Below are 13,414 nucleotides of genomic sequence, written 5' to 3'. Positions count from 1 at the left end.
CCAAGCCCATCAACAGCAATAGCCTCTTCAATAGGTTTTCCAATTCGTTCTAATTCTTCTTTAGATAATTTGTGAACTACTTTTTTTGTTGTCCTACGTAAAGCTGACTCGAATTTTTATAGGCTTCTTCTGCCAATTCTTTTGATTCAAACGATTTAAAAACCGCGCCATCAAACCCATTGGTTTCTGCTTTACAGTCTTCCCATGAAGTAAAAACTCCTGTTTCTATTCCTTTCCAAACTACATAAAATTTGGGATTTTTTGCCATTATAACGAAAAATAATAATCCTTAATTTTTTGAGCCATCAACTTTCTTCGCATGACTAAGAAATCCTGATAATCCTCTAATCCCATAGTCATAATTTCAGCAGGAACACAATTCGCTTTTAAATTCGCTAATAAATCCTCTTGTGAAGCCAAACCACTTACTAATCTATTGTCAGAAGCAATTTGAGAAGTAACCAATTCAAAATACTCTTTAGGTGGTTTGTTACCCACTTTAATATTGATTTCGGATTGCATATACACATAGTTCGCAATCTGATTGTATTTTCCTCTATCTAATCCGTTTTTCTTTAGAAAATCTCTTGGAAACAAATGGTGAATATCGCCACGTAAAGAGATTAAATCACCAACCAATACATCTTTAGATAAGAAACCTCTATCATTGGCTTTTACTTGGGATGCTAAAAACACATTAAAATATGGACTACTCGCTACTGAAGTATCTAAACTTTGTGGTAAGGATGCGTTCCAAAATGCCTCTGATAATTCTCCTTCTTCTTTCTCTTTTAAATACGCATCAAAAGGGCGATTGTGAATTTGTTTAATATCAAAATCAAAAACGGATTCAGGCGAACCCGAATAACGACCCGTTAATACCGAATACACAAACCAACGTTTTACATAGCTTTCAATGTGAACCGAATTAACGCCTAACTCTCTCAATTTTAAGTATAAGATGTAAGCAAAGTTTAAAGCATTTTGTGAACGTATTAACTTAGGCGATATAAACCCAGCCGACTTGATTATCATAATGAAACGTTTAAAATGCGTTTCATTGATGAAATTGAAAACCCCTTGCTTCAATTTTTCGAAAGATTGTTCGGCAATACTATCTTCAAAGGAACGTGTTTCAAAATTTCTACCCGATAGTAAACTCACTAAATCGGATAAACGCCCTCTGTTGAATTGTGAGGTAAAGGCAACACGTATTAAATCGGTATATTCTGGGTCGTACAAATCTTCGTTTTCTGATTTTAACCATTGCATTTTAGCAAAGAATTCCGTTTTAGCAAACTCGGGGTCATTGTCAACGATATGTTTGTAAAACTCTGGAGAAATGGCTAAATGACAAAAATAATCAATGGCTTTACGCAATACGTTGCCTTGATATTCAGTATTGGAAGCAATTTTACTCATGGCAAAATCGGCCTGACTTAAAACAACTCCTTTAGAGTTAATTCTAATGAATATTTCTGTTACGGTTTCAATATCTAAATCGTGCGATAACTCTATTATTCCTATTTGTTTTTTAGGAATGTTGATTAAGTTGGTAAAAGCGCGTTCAACTAAATCTTCATCGGCTTCAGGATTAACAGCTAAATAATTACGTACTAATTTCAAAATACTAATCTCACCGCTTACAGCTTCTGCTATATTAGGAATCCAAGTATGGTCTTTTAGAATAGCTGGGTTTTGTACTTCAAACTTTTCTAAAATAGGATTAAAAGCAATTTTGATTTTAACACGTTGGTAGGTTTTATCAATAACATACTCCCCCAGTAAAGCAGCGGTTAAGGCGGTTACACGTTGTTGCCCATCGATTAATATCTTTTTGCCTTCACTCATACTGCCGTCTTTTAAACGGACATTTGGATTACGCCAAGCAATAACATAGCCTACAGGGAAGCCTTGATACAAACTATCCATCAAGTCTCTTACTTTAGAGCTACCCCAAACAAATGGACGTTGTATTTCAGGTATGGCAATTTCACCTGACTTTACCCAGGTTAAAAGTGTTTCGATTAAGTGTTGGTTTACGGAGTATTTTTGCATTTTTACTTGTATAGTTTAATTTTTAGATTTACCATCTTAACTTATTGCGTTAAAAAAGATATTAAATTATTTTTTTTTGTATATTTGACTTATCAAAACTGATTTACAAAATCAAAGATAAAAGGATTGGGGTGTCCCCGGTCGAGCAGAAGCCAAACAATTGTTTGGCTTTTGTTTTTTATGGAAATATCTTAAGTCCATAGCGTTTACCATTTTTCTTATAAATTTTTGGCTCTAATTTGTCAAAGGCAGGATTAGCACGTTTTGGTTCAATTACATAGCGCGCTATGGGATAAGCAATCAAATCAGCCAGTTGTAATCCGTTACTATTTTCTTTCTTGTCTTTAAAAGTAATTTTCAATTGTACTTCTTGTAAGCGTTCTGCGGCAACAAAACCTGTTCCTCGTGCTATTAAACGTTGAAAATGTTCTTCTAATTTTTTATCTTCTTTCTTTCCTCTTTTTTCTATAATAATTTCTAAATGTTTGCTTACCCCTTTTACTTCATCTAAACTAAAAATAGCTCTTTCAATAATAAAAGACAACGCCAATTCATATACATCATTTGATAATTTACCATACGTTTTTATATACTTGGCTTTATTAATTGCCGAAGCTAAAATGCGGTATTTACTCTCTTCAATTACCTTATTAATACGTTCATAAAACTCCGATTTAAGCGCTAAATCAAATAAAATTTGAAATTCTTTTTCACATTTTCTAATATCTCTCGAATGTAAAATAACTTCTTTTTTACCCCAAAAAGAATGTTTTATACTATTAATCTCCGCTCTAATGGTTACATAATTTTCCTCACTTGTTAACATGCCACACAATAAAAATACAGGAAACGAAGCGTCTAGTGTGACCAAACCATGATCACCGCTTTCATCTATGAATAAATAATATTTTTTAGCTGTGTTACTCATTTAAAGTGTGTTATTTGTCATTAATTGTTTTTATGCCGAACGCGAAAGGATTAGCTTCGCTGAACTTTGTTTCGCGCACGAGCGAGGTCATTAAGTTAAGGAAATTTAATTCAAAAATCACTTTGTTATATCGATGATTTTAAAAAGATTATGTGATTTCTCCTTACGTCGAAATGACAAGATTATGAAAATTTTCTTGAATAAATCACCGTTCTGTTTGTCACTCCGACGCAAGGAGGAGTCGCATTATCTAATTCAATTTTTGAGCGTGCTGTGTTGTTTACTTTATGTGATTTCTCCTTGCGTCGGGATGAAACGAGAGGCTTAACTTAATGACATTGTTCGCGCACGAGCGGGGCCGTTAAATTGATAAATGTATTCATATCAAATTAATTGAGAATTAAATAGGCAACTCACTAAGTGTTTTTTTTCTTAACTGCCAGTTAGGCATATATTTATTCATAAGAATTATGAAATTTTTATTGTGCTTCCGTTCTATAAGATGTACTAGTTCGTGTACAATAATGTAATCAATACATTCTTTAGGCTTTTTAGCTAATTCTATATTAAACCAAATAGTTTTGGTCTCATCATTACAGCTTCCCCATTTGGTTTTTACTTTTCTAATGCCGAAACTCTTTGGTGAAACATTCATCATTTTTTCATACTTCTCGATGGTTGAAAGCAAATAGCTTTGAAGTTCTTTTCTATACCATTTATATAATTTTTCTTTTTTGAATTGTATAGTACTACCTAAGGGAACAATTAATTCAATTTTGCTATGATGTAAAATTACTTGGGGTTTATCTTCAGATTCTGTAACACTTAACAAATATCGTTTACCAAAAAAATAGTGACTTTCATTGGTTACATATAAATATTCTGGTTCTCTTTTTTGAGCAATTATTTTATTTTGTTGACGACGAATCCAACCTAATTTTGAGCTTACATAAATTCTAAGATGTTCTTTATTCATACTTTCAGGAGCAGACAAAGTAACTCTTCCTAATGGTGGATGAACACTTAGGTGTACATTTTTTATCTCCTTTTGAAATAACTCTACTTCAATATCATTGAATTTTAAAATCTCAGGCATTAATAATCTGATTTATTATTCTCTACAATTCTATAAATTTCAATGGTTTTTTCTTCATCATTTACTACTGAATAAATGGCGGCTTGAATTTCATTTTGCTTTTGAACATTTTCTCTAAAACCATCTTTTTTAGCGTACTGAATGGCTTCTTCACAAGCCATTGTTAATTCTTCGTCTCTCTCTAAATAATTGTAAATAGCTCTTTTACCAATTGTATTCATCGAGGTAGGTGTATCATCACTTTTTCCAGCATTTACTTTTTTGATTAAAGAAGCTGCTTTTTTTAGATACTCTTTTTTAAGATACTCTCTATATTCAAAACTTCTTTTCTTTCTTTCTTCTATCAATTCATAAAGCAATTGCGACATTTTTTCAAAATACTTAGGGTCTAATAAATGTTTCTCAACTATTTTTGATCTAATACTGTTTTCAATTACTTCTGCAACTGCTTCTGGATTGCTTTTAATTCCTTCTGGTAAGGATTCTATAGCACTGAATATATCCGATTCCATTAAGTCCAAAAGCGAAATATCTTCAAAAGGTGTAATTGTTTTAGATTCTTCTGCTTGAATGTAGTTATCAATTAAATGTCGCATATCTGCTTCATACGCTTTCAAATCTAAAGTTTCGCCACTTGTAACTCTGATAACTTCTCTTAGATTGATATAAAAATCATATCGTTCCTTAAAACGATTTATTTGATTTTGGTTATAACCAGCAAGTTCTAGTTCTTCTTTTATATTGACATAGGCTCTTATATAGGCAACAATTGCTTTATAGAGTGCAACACGTTTAAATTCATTCTCTTTTAAATCAGTAGGAATTTCAGTGTTTCCACAAAAATAGTGGATATAATCTAAATCGGTTTTTGGTGCTTCAACGGGTTCACATAAAGCCTCTAGTTCTTCTAAAGCATTTTCGATACGTTCACACGCTAGTTTTAAACGGTCTTTCAGTTGAATTTCAATAACATCGGTTGTAATAGATTCGGTGTCTATTTCACTGGTATAAACATCAATAGCATCGGTAACTTTGCCAAATAGTTCCATATAATCGACTATGTAGCCAAAATCTTTATCCTCTGTATCTAATCTATTGGTTCTACAAATAGCTTGAAATAAAGTATGGTCTTGCATCTTTTTATCAATGTAAATGTAGGAGCAAGCAGGTGCGTCGAATCCGGTTAATAGTTTAGAAACCACGATTAACAGTTTCATTCTTGCCGGTTGCTTTATAAAAAGTTCCTTGCAATTGTCTTCATAAGTTTCGGTTTTAGTCTTACCTGCTACAGCGACAACATTTTCTAAGATATTTTCGTATATTTTGTAAATAAACTCTTTATTGGTTTCGCTATCTTCACCGCCATCCTCTGTGGTTATATCTTTGGTTTGAGGATTATACGAGGTAATAATGGCGCATTTATTTTTAAATGGTGTGTTTAAAAACAAGTCGTAATACTTGCAAGCTTCATAAATACTTGATGCTACTAAAATCGCATTTCCTCGCTCTGAAGATAGCCTTGGTCGCTTTTTGAAATCTAATAAAATGTCGCCCACAATTTTATCCATTCTAGAGCGAGAACTTAATACATTTTGCATCGTTCCCCATTTTTTCTTAAGCTCTGATTTTTGAAAATCATTCAGATTTTCTGTAACTGCTTCAAACCAATCGTCTATTCGTTCTTGTGAGGAAATTCGTTGTTCTATATCTCTGCCTTCATATACTAAATCTTTTACCACTCCATCTCTAACCGCTTCATTAAATAAATAGGTATGTATGTATCTGCCAAAAACTTCCATAGTCGTTTTTGCGTCTTCTTTAAGTAGCGGAGTTCCTGTAAATCCAATGAATATAGCGTTTTGTAGCACCGCTTTCATTGTTTCGTTTAGTTTTCCTCCTTGGGTACGGTGACATTCATCTACAAATACAAAAACATTCCCTTGTATTGGTATGGGATTGCTTTTTATTTCTTCAATAAATGTTTTATAATCTGTTTCGCCTTTGTTTCCAAATTTATGAATAAGCGATGCTATTAATCTAGGTTTTGACTGTGTTAGAAAAGACATTAATTCATTACCTGAACGTGTTCTTGCTATATCTTTTTCTCCAATACCTTCAAAAGTAGCTGCAATTTGTTTATCTAACTCGGTACGGTCTGTTAAAATGACGACTCTTGAATTGGTTACCTTTTCCAGAATCCATTTAGCCAAAATAATCATCAAGATACTTTTACCCGATCCTTGTGTATGCCAAATAATACCTCCTTCCTTTTGTTGGATGAATTTTTGTGCTTCTTTTAAGGCAAAATATTGATGTGGTCTAGGTAGTTTTTTTCTACCTGCATCAAAAACCACTCCGTTGTAAATAATATCCAGGAAACGTTCTTTGTTACAAAGCTTGGTAAGGTATTTGTCTAATTTATAGCCTGTATTATCGGTTTCGTCTTCTTTCCAAGCTAGATACTGTTTTTCAGCAGTTTCTATGGTTCCATAACGTAACCCTTGTGTATTATTTCCTGCAAGAATAAATTGAATGGTGGTAAAAAAGTTTTCGTTGAATTTTTCTTTTTGATTAGAAATGTTTTGACGAATACTTTCGGCTATATCGACTGTTCCTCTTTTTAATTCTAAAACGCCAAGTGCAATTCCATTAACATACAACACAATATCTGGGCGACGTGTTTTGTTCCCTTTTAGCGTTACTTCTTCTGCAATACCAAAATCGTTATTTTCCCAATTTTCCCAATCAATTAAATGAACCGTTTCATTTTGTTTGCCAACTGTTTCTTTTGCTTTTACCCCATAGCGAAGTAAGGAATAAAAATTCTTATTGCGTTCGTAAATAGTACTGGCGTTAGTATGGGCTAATTGGGAGGTTTCTGCAATTGCTTTTTCAATTAGAGTAGTAGCATAGTTTTGTTTTTGCAAGTAAGTACGCAAATACGACTCTTCAACATTGCTGTTGTTTTCTCGCTCTTCCCAATTGTCATAATAAGTATATCCTAAACTTTTAAAAAGCTGGATAATTCTATTTTGTGTAATACGTTCTAGAGGGTTAATAGTCACAATTTTAGTTTTTTAGTTTTTTTATATCTGCTTCTAATTCTTTTAAGTTTTGTTCTTTTTGTATTTCAATTTGAACTTTTTTATATTTTTCAAATTCTATAAATGATTGGTTGGTTTTGTAGAAAAATCGGAAATTCCGATTTTTCTAATACTGTTTTCTTCCAGCAATTCATTTTCTGCATAGATGTTTAAGATATGCTCATTAATAGTCGATTTTACTTTACCAAATAGTTTTGCCATTTGGTCCTGTGTAAGCCAAACGGTTTCTTCTTCTAAGCGAACTTCTATTTTTATAGTTCCCTCTTGGTTTTGATAGAGTAGTATTTGCCCATTTTCCATACTCAAATATAATTAATCCCCAGCAATTAAGCGTATTTTACCCGTAAGCAACTGTTGCATTATTCCTTGTTTGAGTTGCTTGGCTTTATTGAGTTTTTTTTCTAAATGTTCTATTTCGGCATCCATATCAGAGAGAATGGTGGCTATACGGGTTTGTTCATTTATTTCAGGGAAAAATACTTCAAACTCTTGGATTGTAGGTAGTCTTATTGAATCCACGGTAGCTTTTACAGTATTTTGTAAAGCGTGTTTACCAAAATAAATTCTAAAATACCAAAATAAATATTTACCATTAATCCCATTAAAATCACTTACTTTATAAACTCTTTGATGAAAATCGAATTTTCCATTAATATAGTGAAATATACTCCCTAAATTTCCCTCACCTGGAATTAAAATAGCTTCTCCATCAAATGTGTAAGTGTTTATTTTTTCAATTTTTTGTGAACGCACGAAAAAAGGATAAATTCCATCTTCACTTTTATCTTGATTATTTTTATTTCCTGTATATATCTGAGACATTTCCCCCAACTTCTTCACCTCCCAATCCTCTTTGGGTGTTAAAAGTTGTTGCATTGCCCCTTGTTTTACCAAGCGTTTTTTGGCAATGAGTTTTTCAAGGCTTTCTATCCACGCATCGGTATCCGATAATACTTCGGCGATGGCTTGTTGTTCGGGGAGTGGAGGGAGTGGGATTTGTATAGACTTAACTTTTGATGGGCTTATTTCTAAAAAAGTACTTCCTGAAGAATTTTGTAACAAAACAGGTTTTAACGTTTTTGTAATATAGTACAGAAATTCGGGATTAATTTTTGAATTTGGGATTAATGACTGAAAACCTTGATTAGTAGCAGATTCAATTGTCAGGATTCCAACATCTCCAATACCAGCTCTTGTAGTGATTAGAATTGAACCAACAGGTAATATTTTTCCAGAACAATTTTGTAATCCTAATTCGGTTAATGTCCTATTGCTTTTAGTTAAGTATTTTTTTTTACCAACTTCTGTTGGTGTAAACCAATTAATTGATCCTCCCCAAAATTTATTATTTATTGTGCTAGGTGTTCCACCTCCAAAAACGCCAGCAATATCCTCTATTTTAACTAAATTCCAATCCTCAGGAATCAACCCGATATCCGTATTTTTAAATTGAGTCTCTACCATTGCCAGCCCATTTTTTGTAAATGTTGTTTTACTTTGCTTTCGTAGTCATTTAAGCTGGTTTCCATATCGGGTAGTGTTTCTTCATAACGATCTGCTAATTCTGTTATGCGGTTGGCTACCGTTTGGCTTAAACGCTCTTGTTCGTTTTGTAAAGCTTCGGTAAGATAGTGCATCCATTTTTTGTTGATAACCAAATTTTTGATTTCATTTTCGGTTAGTTTTGGGTACTTTTCTATCACTAATTTTTCAATTAATGCTTTTTCGATTTTAATTAATTTACCTATACTAGTTAAAGCTTCATTGAGCTCAATATAATTTTCAATAACGGCTATTTCTTCTTTTGGCGCTTTTTCACTTTTTCTTTTTTTCAATAACGCTTTTACGCTAGTAAGATTCACTTTATCCAAATCGGCAAAGATTCCATCTTCTACTTCATTTTCTTGTTGCATTTCTTCTAGCTCCGCTTTGATACTTTCTATTTTTTCTTCAAAGCTAGTAACAGCTTCCCATTGTGTGGCAAAGTATTCCTGTATCAATAGTGAAGGAGGTATCAATTTTCCAATAATCCCTTCTAAGCCTTCTACTGTTTTATCTTTGGCTGTTTTTCCGTCTTTGTTCGTTTTGCCTTTTATAATCAGTCGTTCCCAGTCGTTTCCAGCTTTCCAACCTTCTAAAGCAATGGCATAAAAATCATCCTGTAAAGTTTCTTCCCAGTATTGCATTAAATGCTGATACATATCATAACCTTCCAATAAAGGGTCGTTGTAAAAAGTAGCCAAAATAGATTCGCCCAATTTTGCAATTTCTTGTTTAGGATGAATGCCATTTTCAAAAGCAGAAAGTTGGTTTTGGGTAGTAGTTTTCCAAGTATCAAAAGTGTCTTGTAACTTTTTCTTGTAAGTTACAAACTCTTGAAAATTGAAAATCGTATTTTTTATTTCGTTTCGGTCTATTTTTAAATCGTAATAGCCTTTTCTTTGAAGGGCAAACAAATCATTTTTTAGGTTAGGAAAGATTTTCCAGTATTTCCCTAAAGCTTCAATATCCCTTTCAGGAATGCCACCAAAAATGTGGGCATCGATGTCTTGAATATCCTCTTCTTCTTGTGCATTTATATATCTAGGAATATTAAGGTTGTAATCGTTTTTGTCGTTAGCAATTTCTTTTATTTCAACTTTACGGCTGTATTTTGGAACTTCTAATTGGGTGTTAAATACCGCTACAATTTTATGAATGTCTTTTTCTTGTAATCTGTTTTTATTACCGTCTTTTGTAAATCCTTTGCTTGCATCCATCATAAAAATATGACTTCTCTCGTGTGCATTTTCTTTATCTAAAACGATAATACAAGCAGGAATCCCTGTGCCATAAAATAAATTAGCAGGTAAACCAATGATTCCTTTTATGAATCCTTTTTTAATGATCTTTTTACGAATCTCGGCTTCTGCATTTCCTCTAAACAAAACACCGTGAGGTAAAACAATGGCTGCCTTACCTGTCGATTTCATTGATTTTATGATATGAAGCAAAAAAGCGTAGTCGCCATTCTTTTCAGGAGGAAAGCCTAGTTCAAAACGTTTGTATGGGTCATTTTTAATAGATACACCATTACTCCAACTTTTGAGGGAGAATGGGGGATTTGATACAATATAGTCGAAAGACTTTAAATTCTCGTCGTCGTTATCACTTTTAAAGAATGGATGCGAAAGGGTGTCATCTGCTCTAATTTCTGCCTCAGGATTGCCGTGTAGAATCATATTCATTTTGGCTAAATTAGCTGTAGCAAATTCCTTTTCTTGACCGTATAAGTCAATTGTTTTTTCGGCTGCTTCAGCAACTTTTAATAGTAGCGACCCCGAACCACACGTTGGATCGTATGCAGTTGTTTGTTTAGTAGAATTTTGAGGTGTAATCCCGATTACCTTTGCTAAAACTCTACTTACCTCTGAAGATGTATAAAACTGTCCTTTTGATTTTCCTGAATCTGTAGCAAAATGACGCATTAAATATTCATAGGCATCACCTAATAAATCATCGTCATTTGCATTGTTACTAGAAAAATCTAAATCAGGCGAATTGAAAATTAAAATTAATTTACCAACGGTATCTACAAGGTTTTTTTCTTTTCCTAGTTTAGTCTCATCATTAAAATCAGGAAAATCATTTAATTTGTTGGCTTCCTTTATAGGGTTTAATATTTTTTTATTGATGTCATCACCAATATTTGGTGTTCCTACTAATGCAACCATATCATCAAATGAAGCACCCTCTGGAACTTTAATAGCTGAGAATTTTTTCCCTTTATATTTATCTGAAATGTATTTTACAAATAACAATGTTAAAACATAATCTTTGTATTGTGAAGCATCCATTCCTCCACGTAGTTCGTCACAACTCTTCCAAAGCGAGCTGTATAATTCTGATTTTTTAATTACCATTTTAAAATTTTGTTGTGCTTTTACTCAATTGCTTGAGTAATAAAATCTATATTACTTCCCGATACAGAAATTCGCAAAGATATTGCCTAACAACTCATCGTTAGTAACCTCTCCAGTAATTTCTCCAAAATAATACAATGCTTGGCGTATATCAATTGCCATAAGGTCCGAAGAGAGTCCTTGTTGCATGCCCCATTGTACTTTTTGAATTTCTTCTAATGCTTTAAGTAATGAGTCGTAATGTCTTGTATTGGTGATAATTGTTTCATTATTACGCAGGGCTCCTGTGTTTACAAATGATAATAGGGTGTTTTTTAATTCTTCGATACCAATATTCTGTTTTGCAGAGATTAGAATTTGTTTCAAGTTTAAAGTTTCAAGTTTAAGGTTTAAGGTTGAAATTTCTTCTAATGTTAAAACATCTTTTTTATTTATTAATACGATTAACGGTTTTTGAGGGTATTTGTTTTTAATTTGTTCTATTTCAAGGATAAGTTGTGAACTTGAAACTTTAAACTTGGAACCATCAAACAAATAAATTACGACTTGCGCCTGTTCAATCTTCTCAAATGTTTTTTGGATCCCAATGCTTTCTACCACATCTTTGGTTTCACGAATACCTGCCGTATCAATGAAACGGAAGCCTATGCCGTTAATAACTAGTTCATCCTCAATGGTATCACGGGTTGTACCTGCAATATCACTTACGATAGCGCGTTCTTCATTTAGCAAGGCATTTAACAAGGTCGATTTGCCCACATTAGGTTCGCCCACAATGGCTACTGGTATTCCGTTTTTAATCACGTTTCCTACAGCAAACGAGTCGATTAAGCGTTTTAAAACAAATTCGATACGATTTAATAAATCGACAAACTGACTTCTGTCGGCAAATTCAACATCTTCTTCGGCAAAGTCAAGTTCGAGTTCTATTAAGGAAGCGAAGTTTAAGAGTTCTTCACGAAGTTTGGCTAATTCATTGCTAAATCCACCGCGCATTTGTTGCATAGCAATTTGGTGAGAAGCTTCATTATCCGAAGCTATCAAATCGGCTACGGCTTCTGCTTGCGATAGGTCCATTTTTCCGTTAAGGAAAGACCGCAACGTAAATTCGCCTGCTTGTGCCATACGACAGCCTTTGCGGAGTAATAACTGGATGATTTGTTGTTGTATGAATGTAGAACCGTGGCAGGAAATTTCAACGGTATCTTCCCCTGTATAAGAGTTAGGTCCTTTAAAAAGGGAAAGGAGTACTTGATCTATTATTTTATCTCCATCTATAATATGTCCTAAGTGTAGTGTATGCGTTTTTTGTTTTGTTAGTTCTTTGTTTTTAATTGATTTAAAAACACTTTGTGCGCTAACAATGGCATCCTTACCCGAAATACGGATTATAGCGATAGCTCCTGCTCCTGATGGAGTGGCAAGTGCTACAATGGTTTCTTGATTCATGAATAATCTTAAAAAAATTTGGCTACAAAGTTAATTATATTTTTTAAGATTAAATGAATGCTCATAATCTATTAAAAAAGGATGCTTTAGATAATTTTTTTAATTACTCTTAATTTATGGGTATGTTTGTTTAATTCGGCATTGTATATTCCTAAATGATCTAAACGGTCTATTCTTACTTTTCCGCTGGCATGAATAATGTAATTGTTTTCCATTATAATTCCTACATGAATAATTGTTCCTTCTTCGTTATCAAAAAAGGCTAAATCACCAGGTTCACTTTCTTCTATAAAACTGAGAGGATCGCCTTGATTGGCTTGTTGCGAAGCGTCTCTAAGTAATTTATACCCATTTAGTTTATATACCATTTGGGTAAATCCCGAACAATCTATTCCAAAAGGAGTTCTTCCTCCCCACAAATAAGGGCTGTGCAAATACATAAAGGCTGTATTAATAATTTCGTTTTTTTGTTTTTGTCCTGTTACTTTTAACCCTTCAAAATGATAATTTTCTGTATTTATAGTGGGTATAGATAAAAAACTTAAAGAGGCACCAAGAGGAATGGGTATTAATAGATTGTCTGTAGAGGTAACATATTCGATCAAATCGCCATTAAATAACAAATCGGAATGATTAAGCGCATCAAATTGCTCAGCATCTAACGTTTTGAACTGTTTGTTGTCTATCCAGCCTTCATAGTTATCAAAGGCTAATTTTATTTTAGACCATTTGGTGTTTTGTTCTATAATTTGAAAATGCTCACCAAATAAGATTTGTGAAACGAGTTCACTGCGATCACTTGGTTCAAAACGTAAAGGAATATTAGCTAAATTACAAATACCAAACATTGTATATGTTTTATTTAAATTATGAGTTA

Annotated in this window: 10 protein-coding genes; all 10 read right to left on the bottom strand. The window is 33.1% G+C overall.

The features are described 5' to 3' along the window. Window positions 1-76: 76 nt before the first annotated feature. The 10 genes from NAB20_RS10370 to NAB20_RS10325 all read right to left on the bottom strand — a co-directional run bounded on the left by NAB20_RS10370 (window position 77) and on the right by NAB20_RS10325 (window position 13,385). Window positions 77-268 carry a viroplasmin family protein gene (locus NAB20_RS10370; RefSeq protein WP_375605099.1) on the bottom strand — a complete coding sequence of 64 codons (192 nt, stop codon included), beginning with the start codon at window positions 266-268 and terminating at the stop codon, window positions 77-79. Continuing rightward, window positions 268-2,058 (bottom strand): DUF262 domain-containing protein, encoded by a 1,791-nt coding sequence (locus NAB20_RS10365; RefSeq protein WP_375605098.1) that lies wholly within the window; start codon window positions 2,056-2,058, stop codon window positions 268-270. The genes NAB20_RS10370 and NAB20_RS10365 overlap by 1 nt, the downstream gene beginning before the upstream one ends. A gap of 178 nt (window positions 2,059-2,236) precedes the next feature. Next, the gene (locus tag NAB20_RS10360; protein ID WP_375605097.1) at window positions 2,237-2,986 is read right to left on the bottom strand and encodes a DUF3800 domain-containing protein; all 750 of its coding nucleotides are present in this window, start codon (window positions 2,984-2,986) and stop codon (window positions 2,237-2,239) included. A 400-nt stretch (window positions 2,987-3,386) separates the two neighbouring features. Beyond that, entirely contained in the window at window positions 3,387-4,082 is a 696-nt protein-coding gene (locus NAB20_RS10355) for a M48 family metallopeptidase (RefSeq protein WP_375605096.1), read from the bottom strand. Continuing rightward, complete coding sequence (locus NAB20_RS10350; RefSeq protein WP_375605095.1) at window positions 4,082-7,147, bottom strand: type I restriction endonuclease subunit R; 3,066 nt, start codon at window positions 7,145-7,147, stop codon at window positions 4,082-4,084. Before NAB20_RS10350 ends, NAB20_RS10355 begins: the two co-directional genes overlap by 1 nt. 96 nt (window positions 7,148-7,243) lie before the next feature. Then, window positions 7,244-7,486 (bottom strand): hypothetical protein, encoded by a 243-nt coding sequence (locus tag NAB20_RS10345; RefSeq protein WP_375605094.1) that lies wholly within the window; start codon window positions 7,484-7,486, stop codon window positions 7,244-7,246. Between the two features lie 12 nt (window positions 7,487-7,498). Next, window positions 7,499-8,650 (bottom strand): restriction endonuclease subunit S, encoded by a 1,152-nt coding sequence (locus NAB20_RS10340; RefSeq protein ID WP_375605093.1) that lies wholly within the window; start codon window positions 8,648-8,650, stop codon window positions 7,499-7,501. Further along, window positions 8,644-11,088: a type I restriction-modification system subunit M gene (locus NAB20_RS10335; protein ID WP_375605092.1), complete on the bottom strand. Its 2,445-nt coding sequence runs from the start codon at window positions 11,086-11,088 to the stop codon at window positions 8,644-8,646. Before NAB20_RS10335 ends, NAB20_RS10340 begins: the two co-directional genes overlap by 7 nt. 51 nt (window positions 11,089-11,139) lie before the next feature. Next, entirely contained in the window at window positions 11,140-12,537 is a 1,398-nt protein-coding gene (gene mnmE / locus NAB20_RS10330) for a tRNA uridine-5-carboxymethylaminomethyl(34) synthesis GTPase MnmE (protein ID WP_127823140.1), read from the bottom strand. Between the two features lie 86 nt (window positions 12,538-12,623). Next, window positions 12,624-13,385, bottom strand: a complete 762-nt coding sequence (locus NAB20_RS10325; protein WP_127823141.1) for a C40 family peptidase — start codon at window positions 13,383-13,385, stop codon at window positions 12,624-12,626. Between the last annotated feature and the right edge of the window lie 29 nt (window positions 13,386-13,414).

The sequence above is a fragment of the Flavobacterium davisii genome, from assembly GCF_042182265.1.
Lineage (GTDB): Bacteria > Bacteroidota > Bacteroidia > Flavobacteriales > Flavobacteriaceae > Flavobacterium > Flavobacterium davisii.
Note: the sequence above shows the minus strand (reverse complement) of the source record. Positions and strands in the feature narration are given on the sequence as shown.

Bases quoted from the DNA above. Each gene is read 5' to 3' on its own strand.
- NAB20_RS10335 (WP_375605092.1), bottom strand. From the start codon at position 11,088: ATGGTAATTAAAAAATCAGAATTATACAGCTCGCTTTGGAAGAGTTGT.
- NAB20_RS10340 (WP_375605093.1), bottom strand. From the start codon at position 8,650: ATGGTAGAGACTCAATTTAAAAATACGGATATCGGGTTGATTCCTGAG.
- NAB20_RS10355 (WP_375605096.1), bottom strand. From the start codon at position 4,082: ATGCCTGAGATTTTAAAATTCAATGATATTGAAGTAGAGTTATTTCAA.
- NAB20_RS10345 (WP_375605094.1), bottom strand. From the start codon at position 7,486: ATGGAAAATGGGCAAATACTACTCTATCAAAACCAAGAGGGAACTATA.
- mnmE (WP_127823140.1), bottom strand. From the start codon at position 12,537: ATGAATCAAGAAACCATTGTAGCACTTGCCACTCCATCAGGAGCAGGA.
- NAB20_RS10360 (WP_375605097.1), bottom strand. From the start codon at position 2,986: ATGAGTAACACAGCTAAAAAATATTATTTATTCATAGATGAAAGCGGT.
- NAB20_RS10370 (WP_375605099.1), bottom strand. From the start codon at position 268: ATGGCAAAAAATCCCAAATTTTATGTAGTTTGGAAAGGAATAGAAACA.
- NAB20_RS10365 (WP_375605098.1), bottom strand. From the start codon at position 2,058: ATGCAAAAATACTCCGTAAACCAACACTTAATCGAAACACTTTTAACC.
- NAB20_RS10325 (WP_127823141.1), bottom strand. From the start codon at position 13,385: ATGTTTGGTATTTGTAATTTAGCTAATATTCCTTTACGTTTTGAACCA.